The sequence below is a fragment of the Paracoccus aminophilus JCM 7686 genome (genome assembly GCF_000444995.1).
Taxonomy (GTDB): domain Bacteria; phylum Pseudomonadota; class Alphaproteobacteria; order Rhodobacterales; family Rhodobacteraceae; genus Paracoccus; species Paracoccus aminophilus.
Map to the genome: position 1 here is coordinate 2,793,313 of NC_022041.1, position 17,021 is coordinate 2,810,333.

The 17,021-nt window shown below is 64.0% G+C and carries 17 protein-coding genes; 6 read left to right on the forward strand and 11 right to left on the reverse strand.

Translation table 11 applies throughout. From position 1 onward, the window contains the following. Positions 1-28: 28 nt before the first annotated feature. Positions 29-1,252: a PP2C family protein-serine/threonine phosphatase gene (locus JCM7686_RS13650; protein WP_236635839.1), complete on the forward strand. Its 1,224-nt coding sequence runs from the start codon at positions 29-31 to the stop codon at positions 1,250-1,252. Here the strand turns inward: JCM7686_RS13650 and JCM7686_RS13655 are convergent. Both JCM7686_RS13655 and JCM7686_RS13660 read right to left on the reverse strand, forming a co-directional pair. Then, entirely contained in the window at positions 1,247-1,687 is a 441-nt protein-coding gene (locus tag JCM7686_RS13655) for an NUDIX domain-containing protein (RefSeq protein WP_020951398.1), read from the reverse strand. The two genes, JCM7686_RS13650 and JCM7686_RS13655, sit on opposite strands and share 6 nt — an antisense overlap. Before the next feature lie 111 nt (positions 1,688-1,798). Then, positions 1,799-3,019, reverse strand: a complete 1,221-nt coding sequence (locus JCM7686_RS13660) for an acyl-CoA dehydrogenase (protein WP_020951399.1) — start codon at positions 3,017-3,019, stop codon at positions 1,799-1,801. Positions 3,020-3,105: 86 nt separating this feature from the next. On the opposite strand from JCM7686_RS13660, the gene JCM7686_RS13665 reads away from it, so the two are divergent. Next, positions 3,106-4,050: a LysR substrate-binding domain-containing protein gene (locus tag JCM7686_RS13665; protein WP_020951400.1), complete on the forward strand. Its 945-nt coding sequence runs from the start codon at positions 3,106-3,108 to the stop codon at positions 4,048-4,050. A gap of 20 nt (positions 4,051-4,070) precedes the next feature. On the opposite strand, the gene gabT is transcribed toward JCM7686_RS13665, so the two are convergent. After that, a complete protein-coding gene (gabT, locus tag JCM7686_RS13670) occupies positions 4,071-5,360 on the reverse strand; it encodes a 4-aminobutyrate--2-oxoglutarate transaminase (protein WP_020951401.1) in 1,290 nt (429 codons plus the stop codon). A 104-nt stretch (positions 5,361-5,464) separates the two neighbouring features. Here gabT and JCM7686_RS13675 point away from each other — a divergent pair, with 104 nt between their 5' ends. After that, a complete protein-coding gene (locus JCM7686_RS13675) occupies positions 5,465-6,043 on the forward strand; it encodes a cupin domain-containing protein (RefSeq protein ID WP_020951402.1) in 579 nt (192 codons plus the stop codon). Between the two features lie 3 nt (positions 6,044-6,046). Here the strand turns inward: JCM7686_RS13675 and JCM7686_RS13680 are convergent, their stop codons facing one another. The 8 genes from JCM7686_RS13680 to JCM7686_RS13715 all read right to left on the reverse strand — a co-directional run bounded on the left by JCM7686_RS13680 (position 6,047) and on the right by JCM7686_RS13715 (position 13,648). Then, positions 6,047-7,216: an HPP family protein gene (locus JCM7686_RS13680; RefSeq protein WP_020951403.1), complete on the reverse strand. Its 1,170-nt coding sequence runs from the start codon at positions 7,214-7,216 to the stop codon at positions 6,047-6,049. Beyond that, a complete protein-coding gene (locus tag JCM7686_RS13685; protein ID WP_020951404.1) occupies positions 7,216-8,325 on the reverse strand; it encodes a THUMP domain-containing class I SAM-dependent RNA methyltransferase in 1,110 nt (369 codons plus the stop codon). The genes JCM7686_RS13680 and JCM7686_RS13685 overlap by 1 nt, the downstream gene beginning before the upstream one ends. A gap of 60 nt (positions 8,326-8,385) precedes the next feature. Beyond that, positions 8,386-9,558: a M20 aminoacylase family protein gene (locus tag JCM7686_RS13690; protein ID WP_020951405.1), complete on the reverse strand. Its 1,173-nt coding sequence runs from the start codon at positions 9,556-9,558 to the stop codon at positions 8,386-8,388. A gap of 1 nt (position 9,559) precedes the next feature. Next, positions 9,560-10,390 carry an ABC transporter permease gene (locus JCM7686_RS13695; protein ID WP_020951406.1) on the reverse strand — a complete coding sequence of 277 codons (831 nt, stop codon included), beginning with the start codon at positions 10,388-10,390 and terminating at the stop codon, positions 9,560-9,562. Continuing rightward, positions 10,387-11,103, reverse strand: coding sequence for an ABC transporter permease (locus JCM7686_RS13700; RefSeq protein WP_020951407.1), 717 nt, complete (start codon positions 11,101-11,103; stop codon positions 10,387-10,389). The genes JCM7686_RS13695 and JCM7686_RS13700 overlap by 4 nt, the downstream gene beginning before the upstream one ends. 75 nt (positions 11,104-11,178) lie before the next feature. Continuing rightward, on the reverse strand, positions 11,179-11,961 hold the full coding sequence (locus JCM7686_RS13705; protein WP_020951408.1) for a transporter substrate-binding domain-containing protein: 783 nt from the start codon (positions 11,959-11,961) through the stop codon (positions 11,179-11,181). A 75-nt stretch (positions 11,962-12,036) separates the two neighbouring features. Then, positions 12,037-12,816 (reverse strand): transporter substrate-binding domain-containing protein, encoded by a 780-nt coding sequence (locus JCM7686_RS13710; RefSeq protein ID WP_020951409.1) that lies wholly within the window; start codon positions 12,814-12,816, stop codon positions 12,037-12,039. 58 nt (positions 12,817-12,874) lie between these two features. Then, positions 12,875-13,648 (reverse strand): ABC transporter ATP-binding protein, encoded by a 774-nt coding sequence (locus tag JCM7686_RS13715; RefSeq protein WP_020951410.1) that lies wholly within the window; start codon positions 13,646-13,648, stop codon positions 12,875-12,877. 258 nt (positions 13,649-13,906) lie between these two features. Here JCM7686_RS13715 and JCM7686_RS13720 point away from each other — a divergent pair, with 258 nt between their 5' ends. The 3 genes from JCM7686_RS13720 (at position 13,907) to JCM7686_RS13730 (ending at position 17,020) form a co-directional block, all read left to right on the forward strand. Next, a complete protein-coding gene (locus JCM7686_RS13720) occupies positions 13,907-14,545 on the forward strand; it encodes a TetR family transcriptional regulator C-terminal domain-containing protein (RefSeq protein ID WP_020951411.1) in 639 nt (212 codons plus the stop codon). 2 nt (positions 14,546-14,547) lie between these two features. Continuing rightward, the gene (locus JCM7686_RS13725) at positions 14,548-15,756 is read left to right on the forward strand and encodes a pyridoxal phosphate-dependent aminotransferase (RefSeq protein WP_020951412.1); all 1,209 of its coding nucleotides are present in this window, start codon (positions 14,548-14,550) and stop codon (positions 15,754-15,756) included. Positions 15,757-15,856: 100 nt separating this feature from the next. Next, positions 15,857-17,020: an acyl-CoA dehydrogenase family protein gene (locus JCM7686_RS13730; RefSeq protein WP_020951413.1), complete on the forward strand. Its 1,164-nt coding sequence runs from the start codon at positions 15,857-15,859 to the stop codon at positions 17,018-17,020. Position 17,021: the final 1 nt, after the last annotated feature.

Below are 17,021 nucleotides of genomic sequence, written 5' to 3' on the forward strand. Positions count from 1 at the left end.
GGCCAGCCCTCCCCCCCCCAGTCGGCTGGTGCTGCTGGCCGATACCAGCACCGGGCAGCGCCGCATGTTGGCGGTCCAGCTCTTGCGCGCGAATTACCGCGTCGCTGAGGCTGCCTCGCTCGAGGAGGCCAAGGCGGTTCTGACCTGCTGCGACCCCGATATCGTGATTTCGGATTGGTATCTTGCCGGGGGCTCGGGGCTCGATCTGTGCCGTGAGCTGCGCGGTTCGGGCCGCACCAGCTACAGCTTTTTCATCCTCCTGACCTCGAAATCGACCAAGGAGGATCTTGCCGCCGGGTTGCAGGCCGGCGCGGATGAGTTTCTGACCAAGCCGATTTCCGGAGCCGAGCTTTTTGCGCGGCTGAGCGTGGCCGAGCGGATCCTGACCATGGAGGCACGTCTGCGGCGCACCAATACCGAGCTTCAGCAAGCGGTCGACCGGCTGAATGACGCGCAGACCGCAATGAACCTCGACCTGCGCGACGCGCGCGTCTTGCAGCAGCGCCTCATCCGCGAGCGCACCGGCCAGTTCGGCGATTTCCACATCTCGCTGCTGTTGCGTCCGGCCGGTCATATTGGCGGCGATATGGTCGGCTTCTTTCCGATCAACGGCCGCCGCATCGGTGCCTATGCCCTCGACGTGTCGGGTCACGGCGTGACGGCGGCGCTGCTGACGGCGCGGCTTGCAGCTCAGCTTTCCGATGCCAGCGATCAAAATCTCGCGCTGCGGATGAGCGAATATGGGCTTTATGACGCTTGCGCCCCGATCGAGCTGATGACGTTGCTGAACCGCCAGATGCTCGATGAGCTGCGTACCGATGCCTATTACACGATGGCCTATGCCGATCTTGACTACCTAACCGGGCAGGTCCGACTGGTTCAGGCGGGCCATCCGCATCCGGTCGTCCAGCGCGCTGATGGCCGGATCGAGCGGATCGGGCGCGGCGGCTTGCCCGTCGGCGTCGTCAAGGATGCTCAATTCGAGGAAATCTGCCTGCATCTCGCGCCCGGCGATCGCCTGCTTTTGGCCTCGGACGGGATCACCGATTGCGAAAATCCGGCGGGCCAGCCCTTGGGGGATGAGGGGTTGACCGCGATCTTGCGCACCAATGCCCGGGTGCATGGCCCGGGCTTTCTCGAATCCCTGTCCTGGTCGCTGTCGAATTACATCAACAGCAGCCGGGTCGATGATATGTCGGCGGTCCTGATCGAGCGCGCCTTGCCCGGAAGTGCGGCGCCTGCGGTCTCATAGCGATGCCAGATAGCGCCGCACCGTGTCACGCGAACCGGGATCGGGCAGAAGCGCCGGAACCTCGGCCAGATCGACCCATGCGGCGCGGTGCCCGGCTTCGACCGGCGGACCAAGGCAAAGGATCGGGCGCGCGATCCAGATGCTGCAGAGCTTCTCGGCCCAGAGATCGTAATCCGGCATATAGCAATAGCGCCGGTAGGTCGCGAAAAAGCGCGGCGCGGAAATCGTCCAGCCGGTTTCCTCGATCACCTCGCGATGAAGCGCCGGGATCGGCGCTTCTCCGGGCTCGATCCCACCGCCGGGCAGTTGAAACTCGGGCTCTGGCGCCTGCTGAAAGGTCAAAAGCGCGCGGTGATCGCGGATCAGCAGCGCATAAGCGCCGGGCCGACGGCGGTAGTGCCGGTCAGGACGGATCTCGCCAAATCTCGGGATCATTGCGGGCCTCGCTGTCTTTGCTGCCCTCTCTTTGGCGAGCGCGATGAGCAAAGACAAGCGGCCCCGACCACCTGTGAGATCGGAGCCAAATTGTCGCGTTCGCGTCAGCGATCAGGCGAAGGCCTGCAACCCCGTGATCGCGCGGCCAAGGATCAGCGCATGGACGTCATGCGTGCCCTCATAGGTGTTCACCGTCTCGAGGTTGACCATGTGGCGCATGATCTGGAACTCCTCGGAAATCCCGTTGCCGCCGTGCATATCGCGCGAGGCGCGGGCAATCGCCAAAGCCTTGCCGCAGTTGTTGCGCTTGATCAGCGAAATCATCTCGGGCGCAGCTTTGCCCTCATCCATCAGACGACCAACCTGCAAAGCGGCCTGAAGCCCCAGCGTGATTTCGGTCATCATATCCGCGAGTTTCAGCTGGAAAAGCTGGGTCTGGGCGAGCGGCTTTTTGAACTGATGGCGATCCAGCCCGTATTGACGCGCGGCGTGATAGCAGAATTCGGCCGCGCCCATCGCGCCCCAGGCAATGCCAAAACGCGCGCGGTTGAGACAGCCAAACGGCCCCTTCAGCCCCTCGACATAGGGCAGCAAAGCCTCTTCGCCGACCTCGACATTGTCGAGCACGATCTCGCCGGTGATCGAGGCGCGCAGGCTCAGCTTGCCCTCGATCTTCGGCGCAGTGAGACCCTTGGTGCCCTTCTCCAGCACGAAGCCGCGGATCTTGCCGCCATGCGCATCCGATTTGGCCCAGACGACGAAAACATCGGCGATCGGCGCGTTCGAGATCCACATTTTCGCGCCATTTAGGACATAGCCACCCTCGGTCTTCTTCGCCGTGGTGCGCATCCCCGCAGGATCAGAACCCGCATCCGGCTCGGTCAGGCCAAAGCAGCCGATCCACTGGCCCGAGGCGAGTTTCGGCAGATATTTCCGGCGCTGCTCTTCCGAGCCGTAAGCATAGATCGGATACATCACCAGCGAGCTTTGCACCGACATCATCGAGCGATAACCCGAATCAACCCGCTCGACCTCGCGCGCGACCAGACCGTAGCTGACGTAATTCGCGCCAAGCCCACCGTATTCCTCGGGGATGGTGACGCCCAAAAGGCCCATCTCGCCCATTTCGGCAAAGATCGCGGGATCGGTTTTTTCCGTGCGATAAGCCTCGATCACGCGCGGTTGCAGCTTGTCTTGCGCATAGGCGCGGGCGGCGTCGCGCAGCATGCGCTCATCTTCAGAGAGCTGGCTGTTCAGATCCAGCGGATCCTCCCAGTTGAAGCGCGAAAGCTCGGGGCGTTCCTTGGCTTTGAGCGGAGCAGGTTGTGTCATGGTCATCCCGTGCGGCTGAATATGCGGTTTGGGTCTAATCTAGCCCAAGTCTTCCTTGCAGAAAAATGAGAATCGATCCTTAGTTCATGTCAAATCCGCATGATCTGGTGACCATGGCCAAGGCCTATACCCCGACCCTGTCCGAGCTTCAGGCCTTTGTCGCCTGTGGCAAGACCCTGTCCACGACCGATGCCGCCAAAGAGTTGGGCCTGACGCAAAGCGCGGTCAGCCGGGCGGTGATTTCGCTGGAAAACCGCATGGGGGTCGCGCTCTTTCACCGCGCGCGCCAGCGGCTCAGCCTCTCAGACACCGGGCGAGCCTTTCTGCCCGATGCCGAGGCGATCCTGTCCGATCTCGACCGCTCGGTGCTGCGGGCGATGGCCTTTGGTTCCAATCAGGTCATTCGGCTCGCCTGCCTGCCGACTTTGGCCGAGCGCTGGCTGGTGCCGCGTCTGCACAGCTTCAGCCAGCTTGCCCCGCAGGTTACGTTCGACATCGCCTCGCGGCTCGATATGCCGGATTTCGCGAAAACCCCCTTCGATCTGGCGATCCACCATCTCGATCAGGCGCCTCCGGGCAGCGAGGCGACGCCGCTGATGGACGAATATCTGATCGCCATCGCCAGCCCCGCGCTCGCCCGCCAGATCCGTTTCGACACTCATGCGCAGGATCTGACCGAGGAAAGCCGGCTGCTCACGCGCTATCCGCTGCTGCAACAAGAGACCCGGCCGCATCTCTGGCTCGACTGGTTCGGCGCCAGCGCGATTGACCCGGTCACCTTCACCCGGGGCGCGCGCTTTGCGCATTTCGGCATGGTGGTGACGGCGGCGCGGGCGGGTATGGGCGTGGGCCTTGTGCCGGAACTGCTGGTCGAGGATGAGCTGCGGCTCGGCACGCTCGACCGGGTCAGCGATCGGCGGATGCGCGGCTCGACCTACGCTTTGATCGAGCCCGCCCGGCGTGGCGGGCCCGCCAGCGATACCGAATTCCGCGACTGGCTGATCCGCGAGGCGCAACGCCACGCGGATTAAAGCCCCGCTGCGGCGTCTCGCTACGCTGCCGCTTTTGCCGCCAAAGCCGCGATGATGCTCTCTTCAAAAAGGGCGAGCCCTTCTTCCAGCAGATCCTCGGGGATGGTCAGGGGCGGCAGCAGCCGGATCACCGTATTGCGCGTGCCGCAGGCCAGAAGGATCAGACCGCGCCGCTCGGCCTCGGCGATGATTGCGGCAACGAGCGCGGGATCCTCGGCGCCCTCGCTCCCGACCCGCCCGAATTCGACCGCATTCATAAGACCAAGCCCGCGCACCTCCAAGATGGCGTCACAGTCTTGGGCGAAGCCCTCCAACCGGCTGCGAATCCGCGCGCCAAGCCGGGTGGCGCGGGCAAGGAGATCCTCGTCTTCAAGCACGTCGAGCACGGCGCCCGCCGCCGCGACCGCTAGAGGATGCCCGGCATAGGTGCCGCCCAGCCCGCCAACCGGCGCGGCATCGACGATTTCGGTGCGGCCCGTGACCGCCGACAGAGGAAAGCCGCCCGCCAGCCCCTTGGCCATGGTCACGAGATCGGGCACGACCCCGGCATGGTCAAAGCCGAACATCCGGCCAGTGCGCCCGAGCCCCGCCTGCACCTCATCGGCGATCAGCACGATCCCGAACCGGTCGCAGAGCGCGCGCAGATGCGCGAGAAAACTCGGCGGCGCAATATTGAACCCGCCCTCGCCCTGCACCGGCTCGATGATGATCGCGGCAACGCGTTCGGGATCGAGATCCGACACGAGAAGCGTGTCGAGCGCGGCGCGCGCCTGCGCCTCGCTGACCCCGTGAAGCGGGTTCGGGAAGGGCGCATGGAAAATCTCGGCCGGCATCGCACCGAAGCCTTTTTTGTAGGAAACCTTCCCGGTCAGCGCCATGCCAAGCAGTGTCCGGCCATGAAAGGCCCCCGAAAAGGCGATGACGCCCGAGCGCCCGGTATAGGCGCGCGCCATCTTGATCGCATTCTCGACCGCCTCGACGCCGGTCGTCGCCAGCATGGTCTTTTTCGCGAAATCGCCCGGCGTCAGCGCATTCAGCCGCTCGGCCAGCGCCAGATAGCTTTCGTAAGGCGAGACGTGAAAGCAGCTATGGGTGAAATCCTGCGCCTGCGCCGCGACCGCCGCCATCACCTTCGGATGCCGGTGGCCGGTGTTCAGAACCGCGATCCCGGCGGCGAAGTCGATGTAGCGCTTGCCCTCGACATCCCAGATCTCGGCATTCTCGGCCCGAGCGATATAAATCTGGCGGGTCGAGACGCCTTTGGCGACGGCGGCATTACGGCGGGCAACAAGTTCGGATATGCTGGGCATGACAGGGCTCGATCAGGATAAAGGGCGAATCTGCGCAATATCCTGAGCGATCTTAAAGCCAAGTTACAGCCGAAATCGTCGGCTTCGCGCATGTTGGAGGAAAAATGGACGGATTCGACGTTGGCGAAAGGCTGCGCGCGCTGCGATCTGGCGCCGGACTTTCGCAGCGCCAGCTGGCCGAAGCATCGGGGGTCCCGCATGGCCAGATCTCGATGATCGAGACAAATCGCTCGAACCCCTCGGTTGCCTCTCTGCGCAAGATCTTGGGCGGGCTGAACATCACCCTGTCAGAGTTCTTCGAGCCCGATACCGATTTCGTGCAAGAGGTCTTTTTCGGCCCCGACGATCTGCGCAATCTCACCCAGCGGCTTTATTCTCGCGCCGCCGATGCCTCGGGGCGGATCACTTTCCTGCAGGTCGGCGACGCCCGCGCCCATAATCTGCAGATCCTTTACGAGCGCTACGAGCCCGGCGCGGATACCGGCGAGACCATGCTGGAGCATCACGCGAGCGAGGGTGGCATCGTGATTTCGGGCGAGATCGAGGTCACGGTCGGCGAGCGCAGCCGTGTGCTCAAGGCCGGGGACAGCTATCTTTTCGCCTCGAACCTCCCCCACCGTTTTCGCAATCTGTCCGACGCCGAGGCGGTGGTCATGTCGGCCTGCACGCCGCCCTATCTCTAGGCGTCAACGGCCCGAAGCTGCACGCAGTGCAAGCTCTTCCTCAAGTCGCGCCAGCAAATCGGTGCGGGTGACGATGCCGATGATCCGGCCACTTTCGAGGATCGGCACCGCCTCGCGCACGCCTTCGGCAAGGATCGGCAGCAAGGCGAAAGCGGGCGTGTCCGGGGCGAGCCGGGGCCCTTCGCTGCGCATCAGATCTTGCGCAGCCACGCCGCGCGACAGGCCGAAAAGCGAGCGCACCGCGCTTTGCATCCGGCGCCGGTCGGCCTGATTGTCCTCGACCCCGCGGCGGATCAGGTCGATCTGAAAGATCATCCCGCGAAAATTGCGATCGCCATCCGTGACCGGCAGCGCGGTAAAGGCGAGCTTGGCGAAGAGCTCGGCGACCTGCGGCAGCGTGGTCTGGACATCGACCGTCGCGGGGTTTCGCGTCATGATATCGCCGCAGGTCAGCGTGCCAAGCCGCATCGCCGCCGCACGGTCTTCAGCCGCCGCGATCAGCCGGGCGAGGTCCTCGACCCCGATATTGGCGCTTTGGCGGAAATCCGACAGCAGGTGACCAAGTTCCTCGCGGGTGAGGCCCAGAGGATCGCGCTGCGGCTCCTCTTCAGGTTCCGGCTCATGCGCGGGCTCGGTCTGGCGGAAAGGATAGCGCCGCCCCGTCAGGCTGGCATAAAGCGCGGCCAGCGCGACCAGCATGGCGGTGCCGAGCATGACCGGGCTCAGGACGAAATCAAAGCCGGTGTCGCGGATCATCTCGGGGCTGAGCGCGGCGGTCAGCGCGACCGCGCCGCCAGGTGGATGGAGCGCGCGCGTCAGATGCATCAGCAAGATCGCCCCGCCCAAGGCGGCGGCAAGGCTGAGCTCGTAATTCGGGATCCAGAGCGCCGCCGCGACGCCCGCAATCGCCGCGACGCCATTGCCCACAATCGCCGACCACGGCTGGGCGAGCGGGCTGTTCGGCACCGCGAACAGCAGAAACGAGCTCGCCCCGAACGGCGCGATCAGATGCAGCCCATGGGGCGAGCCAAGCCCGGTGACGCGCAAAAACAGCCCGACCACCAGCACCGCCGCAAAGGCCCCGAACGAGGCCCGCACCATTTCCCGGCCCGGCGCATGGCCCATGACCGGACCAAGTTGACGCAGCGAGAAACGGTGATGCGGCTGGCTCATCAGGGCAAGGCTCTGGTCTGGTAAAGGCGCACCTTCAGCCCGCCATGCGCGACATAGGGCCCGGCCTCGAAGGGCAGGCCGGTGGCTTTGGCAAGGCTTTGCTCGCTGGTGACAAGGGCGATGCGCCAGCCGGAAAAGCGCTCTTTCAGCACCTGCCCGAGCGCGCCGTGCAGTGCGAAAAGCGGCTTCTTGTTGCCGATACGCGCGCCATAAGGCGGATTGATGATCACGAGACCCGCCGGGCCTTCGGGCGGGGTGATCTCGCTGATCGGGCGGTTGTCGAACTGGGTCAGCTCAGTCACGCCCGCGCGTTCGGCATTCTTGCGGCTGGACGTGATCGCCCCGGCATCGCGGTCGCTGCCGTAAAAGCGAAAGCCCGGCGCGGACCGGGTTGCGCCGTGGTGCAGCTTCTCGAAGGCCGCCGGATCGAAACTGGCGAAATCCTGAAAGGCGAAGCTGCGCGAACGACCGGGTTGCAGGCCAAGCGCGATTTCGGCGGCCTCGATCGGAAAGGTACCCGAGCCGCACATCGGATCCAGCACCGGCTCGGTCCCGGTGAAACCGGCCTCGCGCAGAAACATCGCGGCCATGGTTTCGCGCATCGGCGCCTTGCCCACCGCTTCCTTATGGCCGCGCTTGTGCAGCGACTCGCCCGTGGAATCGAGCGAGATCGTGCAGAGATCATCCTCGATCCGCACCTTCACGACCAGCGTGGCCGCCGGATCAAGCACCGCGCCCAGTTCCTCGACCAAAGCGCGTTCGATGCGCTGGCTGGCCGCGCCCGCGTGATAGACCTTCGACTGTCGGCAGGTGGTTTCGACCTTGAGCCGCGTGCCCCGGTGCAGGAAATCGGCCCAGGGGAATTTGCGCGCCCGCTTGTCGAGCTGCGCCAGATGCAGCACGCGAAACGCGCCGATGCGCACCAGCACCCGCGTCGCCCCGCGCAAGTCGAGATTGGCGCGCCAGACCTCGGGCCAGCCGCCACGAAAGGCCACGCCGCCGTCGGCCAGTTCTGCGGGGAAACCGGCCTCGCGGGCCTCAGTGAGAAGCGGGGCCTCAAGCCCCGGCGTGGCGACCAGATAGATGTCGAATTGCGCGTCTTTTTCCATTTCGCCCGAATATAGGCTCTGGTGGTGAACGACCAGTTAAATCCGGCCGCCCGTCCGGTGTCACTCGCGCGAGAGATAGCGCTCGGCGAGATTGACCCAGAAGGCCGCGCCGACGCCGAGGGCCTCGTCGTTGAAGTCGAATTTCGGGTGATGGAGCCCCGGATCATTCGGCCCTTTCGCCGTGCCGAGGAAGAAATAAGTCCCCGGGCGCTCGACCAGCATATAGGCGAAATCTTCGCTGCCCATCATCGGGCGGGCGAAATCGACGGTCTTGTCCTCGCCCCAGACCTCGCGCGACAGATCGCGAGCGAAGGCGGTTTCCTCGGGATGATTGATCGTCGCGTCATAGCTGCGGCTGTAATCGACGGTCGCGGTCATGCCGAAGCTTTCCGCCTGCGCCGCGGCGATCAGCTTGATGCGGCGTTCAATCTCGTCGCGGACCTCGGGGTTGAAGGTGCGGATGCCGACGACGATTTCGGCGGTCGAGGGGATGATGTTCGAGACCGTGCCACCATGGAAGGCCGCGACCGTCACCACGGCGGGATCAAGCGCCGCGATATTGCGCGAGACAATGGTTTGCAGCGCCATGACGATCGAGGCGCCCGCCGTGATCGGATCGGCGGTGAGCTCAGGCGTCGAGCCATGGCCGCCATTGCCATGCACCCGGATCGTGCATTCATCGACCGCGGCCATAATCGGCCCATCGCGGAAGGTGAACTGACCAAAGGGCAGCGAGGGGTCATTGTGCATGCCAAAGACCGCGTCGCAGGGGAATTTCTGAAACAGCCCCTCTTCGACCATGATCTTGGCCCCACCCCAGTTTTCCTCGGCGGGCTGGAAGATCAGATGGATGGTGCCGTCGAAATTCTGGCGCTCGGCCAAGGTGCGCGCCGCCGCAAGCAAAGTCGCGGTATGGCCGTCATGGCCGCAGGCATGCATCAGCCCCGGGGTTTTCGAGGCATAGGCCGCGCCGGTTTCCTCGGTGATCGGCAGCGCGTCGATATCGGCGCGCAGCCCGATGGCACGGTTGCCGGTGCCGCAGCGCAAAGTCCCGACCAGCCCGGTTTTCGCCAGCCCGCGCGTGACCTCATAGCCATAGCTTTCGAGCGCGCGCGCGACGACATCCGAGGTCCGCTCTTCTTCCAGCCCGAGCTCGGGATGGGCGTGGAGGTCCTGGCGCAAGGCGATGAAATCCCCGAGCGCGACGATGTCCTTGGGCGAAACGAATGTCATGTCAGACACCTCTGGTCGGAATGCGGTTTTCGAAATAGCGGAAGATCAGCACGAGCACCGCCGTCAGCAGGAAATAGATGAGCCCAAGGAAGAGCAGCGGCTCATAGGTCAGCAGCGTGTTCGAGCGCACCCGCGAGATCACCCCGTAGAGATCGACCACGGTGATCGTCGCGACCAGCGGCGTCGATTTGAGCTGAAGCACGGTTTCGCCATTCAGCGTCGGCAGCGCGCGATGGAGCGCACGCGGCAGCCAGATGCGCCAGAAGAGCTTCCAGCGGCTCATCCCGAAGGCACGGCCTGCCTGCAGCTCTCCCGGAGGCACGCCGGCGAAGGCACCGCGCATGACCTCGGCCTCATAGGCGGCGAAGGAGATCGTCAGGGCGGCGACGCCATAGGGCCAGGCCTCGCGCAGATAGGGCCAAAGGAACGAGCTGCGCAGCCCCGGGATCATCGGAAAGAGCGAGCCGAGCCCGTAATAGAGCAGCCAAAGCTGCAAGAGCAGCGGCGTGCCGCGGATGACCGTGCAGAAGGCCTTGGCGGGCGCGGCCAGCCACCACGGCCCGGTGACCTGCACCAGCCCGATCGGTACCGCGAGCACAAAGCCAAGCGCGACGGTCGAAAACAGCATGGCCAGTGTCACCCAGAGCCCATGCCACATCAGCCCCTGATAATCCTTGAGCCAGTCCCAGCGGCCATACCAGACCGCCAGTGCAAAGCCCAAAGCGGCAATCGCAATCAGCACGATGCGATGGGGTTTCAGCCAGCGCTCGTTCGGGGCGACATGGGCGGGAATGTCGGGCGCGGTGACCGCGCGGGGGTCGAGATCGCTCATGCGCGCGCCTCCGCAATGCCGCGCCGTGCGCGCCGTTCAATCATGCGGATGATCACCGTCGAGACCAGCGTCAGCAGCAGATAAAGCATCCCCGCCGCGAGGAAGAAGGTCAGGTAATGCTTGGTCGCGCCCGCCGCCTGCCGCGTGACCAGCGTCAGCTCGGAGAAGCCGACGACAGCCAGAAGCGCGGTGTCCTTGGTCGCGATCAACCAGAGGTTGGCAAGCCCCGGAATGGCGAAGGGCAGCATCGCAGGCAAAGTCACGCGCCGCAGCACCTTGCCGGGCGACATGCCATAGGCGCGCGCCGCCTCGATCTGGCCGGGCGCGATGGATTTGATCGCGCCGCGCATGACCTCGGTTGAATAGGCGCCCTGCACCACACCGATGACGAAGATCCCGGCGGCGAGCCCCGAAATATCGACCGGCCCCTGTCCCAGCAGCGCCATGACCTGATTGAGCAGATCGGTGCCCGCGTAATAGAGGATCAGGATCAGCACGAGCTCGGGCACGGCGCGCACGACCGTCGTATAGACTTCCAGCAGATCGCGAATGACCGGCCCGCCGTAAAGCTTGCCCATCGCGCCGAAGATCCCGATCAGGATGCCAAGCGCATAGCCGCCGACAGCGATCTCGATCGAGTTGAGAAAGCCCGCCAGAAGCGCGCCTCCCCAGCCCGGCGGGTCAAGCGCGAGAAGTCCCCAGTTTATCGCCATGAATGTGGCATCCCGTAATTTGGCATTCTGATTTTGGCGCGGGCAGGTTCTCCCGCGCCAGCTTCGGGCAAGAAATCACCTGCCGTAGATGTCGAAATCGAAGTATTTCTTGCTGAACTCTTGATAGGTCCCGTTGTCGCGGATCGCGTGGATCGCCGCCGAGAGCTTATCGCGCAGTTCAGTGTCGGTCTTGCGCACGCCAATCGCCGAGCCGATGCCGAGAATATCCGGATCATCCGCGACAACGCCTTTGAAATCGCAGCAGTCCTTGCCCGCATCGCTGGCGACAAAGGCGCGCATGGCGACCTCATCGGCCTCGACCGCATCAATCCGGCCCGCAGCGAGATCGCTGTTGGCCTCGTCCTGGGTCTGATACTCGCGCACCGTCGCACCGGCGGTTTCGAAATGGGCCTGCGCATAGCGCAGATGGCGGGTGCCGACCTGCGCGCCGATGACCTTGCCGGCAAGACCTTCCGGCGTCACCTCGATCTTTTCATCCTTGAGCCCGATCACTGCGGAATTGGTGCGGTAATAGGGGTCCGAGAAATCGATGACCTTCTTGCGCTCGTCGGTGACCGACATCGAAGACACGATCATGTCGATCTTGCCGCTTTGCAGCGCCGGGATGATCCCGTCCCAAGCGACCGGCGTGATCACGCAATCGAGTTTCGCCTCGGCGCAGACCGCTTTGGCCAGATCGACCTCCCAGCCGGTCCAGTTGCCCGAGGCATCGGGCACGGTGAAGGGCGGATAGGGTTCGGCCGAGATCCCGACCTTCAGCGGATCGGCCGCCGCGGCCGACAGGCCTGCGAGGCTGCAGCTCGCCGCAAGGAAAAGGCCGGTCAGTACATTCTTCATGACATTCGTCCCGTAATCTGAGGTCCAACGCAAAAGGAGCAGCCCCGCAGCGTCCTGCGCTGCGGGGCGGTCACATCATTCGAAGATGTCGATATCGAAGTATTTCTTGTTGAACGCCGCATAGCTGCCATCCTCGCGGATGCCCTTGATCGCGGCATTGAGCTTTTCTTTCAGCGCGGTGTCGCTTTTGCGCAGCCCGATCCCGGCAGCGGTGTTCATCACCTCGGGATCATTGGGCACGGTGCCCTTGACGTCGCAGCAAGCTTCGCCCGTCGGCGATTTCAGGAAATCCTGCATGGCAATGGCATCGGCCTGCGTCGCATCAATCCGGCCCGCGACGAGATCGTTGTTCGCCTCGTCCTGGGTCTGATATTCGCGCAGGGTCACGCCCGCCGGAGCGAAATGCTTCTGGGCATAGGCCATATGCATCGTGCCGACCTGAACGCCCAAAACCTTGCCTTTCAGCTCTTCCGGGGTCGCGCCAAAGGTCTGTTCCTTCGGCCCGATGATCACCGCATTCGAGCGATAATAGGGATCCGAGAAATCAATGACCTTCGAGCGATCCGGCGTGATCGACATCGACGAGATGATCATGTCGATTTTGCCGGTGTTGAGCGCGGGAATGATCCCGTCCCAGGCGACCGGGGTGATGACGCATTCGAGCTCGGCCTTCTTGCAGACGGTTTCGGCGAAATCGATCTCCCAGCCGCTCCATTTGCCCGAGGCATCGGGCGAAGTGAAAGGCGGATAGGGTTCAGCCGCGACGCCGACCTTGAGAGGGGCCGCCGCCGCCGGAGCAAGGCTGGCCAGCCCCGCCAAAGCCGCGACAGACAAAGTTGCGAGCAGTTTTTTCATGATATCCCCTGTTGCTGTTGGACTTTGTTTTTCAGTCTTTATTTGGCTGTTTTCGGGATCAATGCGCCGATTGGATAAACCGCTTGAGCCGCTCTGATCGCGGCGCATCGAAGATCTGTTCCGGCGTGCCCTGCTCTTCGATCACCCCGCCGTGGAAATAGACGATGCGGTCGGCGACGTTGCGCGCGAATTTCATCTCATGGGTGACGAGGATCATGGTGCGGTTTTCCTTGGCCAGATCGCCGATCACGCTGAGCACCTCGCCCACCAGCTCGGGATCAAGCGCCGAGGTCGGCTCGTCAAAGAGCATCACCTCGGGATCGACGGCGACGGCGCGGGCAATCGCCGCGCGCTGCTGCTGGCCGCCCGAGAGAAAGGCGGGATAGGTGTCGCGCTTCTCGTAAAGGCCGACGCGGCGCAGCAGGGTTTCCGCCGTGGCAATCGCCTGATCCTTCGGCACGCCCAGGACATGGACCGGCGCCTCGATCACGTTTTGCAAAACCGTGCGGTGCTGCCAGAGATTGAAGCTTTGAAAGACCATGGCAAGGCGAGAGCGGATGCGCTCGACCTGCTTGCGGTCGGAGGGCACCTGCCCGCCGGCGCGGTCGGATTTCATCGCAATGGTTTCGCCGTGAACCATGATCTGCCCCGAGGTCGGGGTCTCGAGCAGGTTGATGCAGCGCAGGAAAGTCGATTTCCCCGAGCCGGACCCGCCGATGATCGCGATGACCTCGCCCTTGCGCGCTTCGAGCGAGACGCCCTTGAGCACCTCAAGCGCGCCGAAACGCTTGTGCAGATTGCTGACCTCGATTGCGTTCGCCGCTTCTGCCAAAGGCAGCCCTCCTCAGTTTTTGCTGTGGCCGACCGGGTCTCCCGTCCCTGTCCGCCGCTTTCCTCCTGCCTGCCGCGAATCACTTTCGCCACAGACATGCTCCGAAGATAACCGATCATTTCAAAAACTATACTCTTGAATAATTGTTATTCACTTGCATAGTTTGACGTTGAACGATCAAGAATCACTAAGCGTTTCCGGCAAGCGGGGGCAAGACCCCGCTTTCAGGGCCGGTCACAGACAGGAATCAGGCCCCGCATGGCAACAACCTTCCGCCGTATGCAGGATTTCGACCGCCGCGCCGAGCTGATCCGCGCGACGCTCGACTGCATTGCGGACAAGGGCATCCAGGGCACGACGGTGCGTGCGGTCGCGACTTATGCCGGGGTCAGCAACGGCTTGATCCGCCATCATTTCGCCTCGAAGGAAAACATGATCCTCGCCGCCTACCGCGAGACGGTCGAGATGATCACCGCGCCCGGACGCGCGATCATCGACGCCCCCGAGATGGAGCCACATGAGCGTCTTGCCCGCTTCGTGCGTGCCAGCATCGGCGGCGCGGTCGCTGATCCCCGGGTGTTTTCGCTCTGGGCGGCCTTTATCGCGCAGGTCAATGTCGATCCCGAAATGGCGCGGATCCATGACGACGGCCATTTGCCCTATCGCAGCGCGCTGGAACCGATGATCGCCGCCATCATGGCCGCGGAAAACCGCGCCCTGCCCGATCGGCGCCGCGAGCGGCTGGCGATTGCGCTCAATGCGGTGCTCGACGGGCTGTGGCTTGAGGGCTGCCTCTATAAAGAGGACCGTTGCCCCGAAGATTACGTCGAGCTTGGTCTCGAGACCGCCGAGGCTTTGCTCGGCACGACACTGCCCCGCATTGCGGAAAGGGAATAACCATGCGCTACGCTTCCGTCACCGATCGCCTTGCCAATCTTGGCTCTGACAAATGGGACCTGCATCTGCGCGGGCGGGAAATGGTGCGTCAGGGCCAGCCGGTCATCGAGCTGACCATTGGCGAGCCGGATCTGCCCCCCGATACCGGTCTGATCGAGATCTGCGCCGATGCGATGCGGCAGGGCCGGACGCGCTATTCGAACGGGCGCGGCGAGCCCTCGGTTCTGGCCGCGCTTTCCGCCAAATACACCGCCCGCAGCGGCCGCGCGATCGGCTCGGAAAACCTGCTCTGCTTCCCCGGCACCCAGACCGCGCTTTATGCGGTCTTCATGGGGCTGGTCGAGGCGGGCGACAAGGTTCTGGTGCCCGATCCCTATTACGCGACCTATGAAAGCGTCGTGCGCGCGCCCGGCGCAGAGATCGTTCCGGTCAAGCTGCGCAAGGAAAACCGCTTCCACCTGACCGCCGAAGACCTTGAGGCCGCGATCACCCCCGGCTGCCGCGCGCTGTTGTTGAACTCGCCGCATAACCCGTCGGGCGCGGTGCTGACGCTCGACGAGATCCGTGCGATTGGCGAGGTCTGCCGCAAGCATGACCTCTGGATCGTCTCGGATGAGGTCTATGAACAGCTGACCTTCGGCGCGGAATTCGCCTCGCCGCTTGATCTGCCGGAACTGGCCGAACGCACGGTCGTCGTCTCGTCGATCTCGAAATCCCATGCCGCGCCGGGCTTTCGCTCGGGCTGGGCGGTCGGGCCTGCCGAATTCTGCGAGCGCGTGCTGCCGCTGTCGGAATCGATGCTGTTCGGTGGCCAGCCCTTCATCGCCGATATGACCGCCCATGCGCTCAGCTCCGACGTGCCGACCGCCGCGATCATGCGCGAGCAATATGCCCGCCGCGCCGCATTGGTTGCCGCGCGTCTTGGCAATGTCGGCGGGCTCCAGCCGCTGCCGCCCGAAGCGGGCATGTTCATCCTGCTCGATGTCGCGGGCACCGGCCTCTCGGGCGAGGCCTTCGCCGAGACGCTGCTGCGCGATCAGCTGGTTTCGGTGATGCCGGGCTCGTCCTTCGGGGCCGAGGCCGAAAACCTCGTCCGCCTGAGCCTGACCGTGCCCGATGCGACCTTGACCGAGGCCTGCGACCGCATTGCCCGCCACGCCGATGCGCTGAGCGCGTCCCAAGATCTCGACGCGACCGACGCCCTCGTCTGAGCGCCGGACCACCTTTTCACGGGGCGCGGCGGCGGCAGAGGAGCCGTCCTGCATCCCGCCACAACATGAGGGGCGCCTGCGCCCAACAGGGAGAGAGCAGATGAATTTCGGCCTGACCGAAGAACAGGACATGATCGTTTCGACGGTCCGCACCTTTGTCGAAAACGAGATCTATCCGCATGAAGCCGAGGTCGAGCGCCTTGGCTATGTCCCCCATGAGCTTGGGGAAGAGATCAAGAAAAAGGTGCTCGATCTCGGCTTTTACGCCTCGAACTTCCCCGAGGAAGCCGGTGGCCCCGGCCTCTCGCATGTCGATTTCGCGCTGGTTGAGCGTGAGCTCGGCCGTGGCTCGATGGCCTTGACCCATTTCTTCGGCCGTCCGCAAAACATCCTGATGGCCTGCGAAGGCGAGCAAATCGCGCGCTACCGCGATCCGGCTGTGCGCGGCGAGCGCATGGACGCTTTGGCCATGACCGAGCCGGATGCCGGTTCGGACGTGCGCGGCATGAAGACCACCGCGCGCCGCGAGGGCGGCGACTGGGTACTCAATGGCACCAAGCATTTCATCTCGGGCGCGGAACATGCCGATTTCGTCATCGTCTTTGTCGCGACCGGCGAGGAAGTCGCGGGCAATGGCATGGTGAAAAAGCAGATCACCACCTTCCTCGTTGACCGCGGCACCCCCGGTTTCACCATCCGCGACGGCTATAAATCGGTCAGCCATCGCGGCTACAAGAACATGATCCTTGAATTCGAGGATTGCCGCCTGCCCGATGCGCAGGTTTTGGGCAAGGTCGGCGGCGGTTTCGAGGTGATGAACGACTGGCTTTACGCCACCCGCATCACTGTCGCGACCATGGCCGTTGGCCGCGCGCGCCGCGTCTTTGACATGATGCTCGACTATGCCGCACAGCGAAAGCAGTTCGGCCAGCCAATCGGCCGCTTCCAGGGCGTGGGCTTCCAGATCGCCGACAGCATCACGGAAATCGACGCCGCCGACTGGCTGACCTTGGCCGCCGCATGGCGTCTCGATCAGGGCCTGCCCGCCAACCGCGAGATTGCCTCGGCCAAGGTTTATGCGTCCGAAATGCTCGCCCGCGTCACCGACCGCGCCATTCAGGTCTATGGCGGCATGGGGCTGATGGACGACTTCCCGATCGAGCGCTTCTGGCGCGATGCCCGCGTCGAGCGCATCTGGGATGGCACCTCGGAAATCCAGCGCCACATCATCTCGCGCGATCTGCTGCGTCCGCTGGGGGCCTGAG

Excerpts from the sequence above, each read along its gene's own strand:
- JCM7686_RS13655 (WP_020951398.1), bottom strand. The coding sequence starts at position 1,687 with ATGATCCCGAGATTTGGCGAGATCCGTCCTGACCGGCACTACCGCCGT.
- JCM7686_RS13660 (WP_020951399.1), bottom strand. The coding sequence starts at position 3,019 with ATGACACAACCTGCTCCGCTCAAAGCCAAGGAACGCCCCGAGCTTTCG.
- JCM7686_RS13665 (WP_020951400.1), top strand. The coding sequence starts at position 3,106 with ATGTCAAATCCGCATGATCTGGTGACCATGGCCAAGGCCTATACCCCG.
- gabT (WP_020951401.1), bottom strand. The coding sequence starts at position 5,360 with ATGCCCAGCATATCCGAACTTGTTGCCCGCCGTAATGCCGCCGTCGCC.
- JCM7686_RS13675 (WP_020951402.1), top strand. The coding sequence starts at position 5,465 with ATGGACGGATTCGACGTTGGCGAAAGGCTGCGCGCGCTGCGATCTGGC.
- JCM7686_RS13680 (WP_020951403.1), bottom strand. The coding sequence starts at position 7,216 with ATGAGCCAGCCGCATCACCGTTTCTCGCTGCGTCAACTTGGTCCGGTC.
- JCM7686_RS13685 (WP_020951404.1), bottom strand. The coding sequence starts at position 8,325 with ATGGAAAAAGACGCGCAATTCGACATCTATCTGGTCGCCACGCCGGGG.
- JCM7686_RS13690 (WP_020951405.1), bottom strand. The coding sequence starts at position 9,558 with ATGACATTCGTTTCGCCCAAGGACATCGTCGCGCTCGGGGATTTCATC.
- JCM7686_RS13695 (WP_020951406.1), bottom strand. The coding sequence starts at position 10,390 with ATGAGCGATCTCGACCCCCGCGCGGTCACCGCGCCCGACATTCCCGCC.
- JCM7686_RS13700 (WP_020951407.1), bottom strand. The coding sequence starts at position 11,103 with ATGGCGATAAACTGGGGACTTCTCGCGCTTGACCCGCCGGGCTGGGGA.
- JCM7686_RS13705 (WP_020951408.1), bottom strand. The coding sequence starts at position 11,961 with ATGAAGAATGTACTGACCGGCCTTTTCCTTGCGGCGAGCTGCAGCCTC.
- JCM7686_RS13710 (WP_020951409.1), bottom strand. The coding sequence starts at position 12,816 with ATGAAAAAACTGCTCGCAACTTTGTCTGTCGCGGCTTTGGCGGGGCTG.
- JCM7686_RS13720 (WP_020951411.1), top strand. The coding sequence starts at position 13,907 with ATGGCAACAACCTTCCGCCGTATGCAGGATTTCGACCGCCGCGCCGAG.
- JCM7686_RS13725 (WP_020951412.1), top strand. The coding sequence starts at position 14,548 with ATGCGCTACGCTTCCGTCACCGATCGCCTTGCCAATCTTGGCTCTGAC.
- JCM7686_RS13730 (WP_020951413.1), top strand. The coding sequence starts at position 15,857 with ATGAATTTCGGCCTGACCGAAGAACAGGACATGATCGTTTCGACGGTC.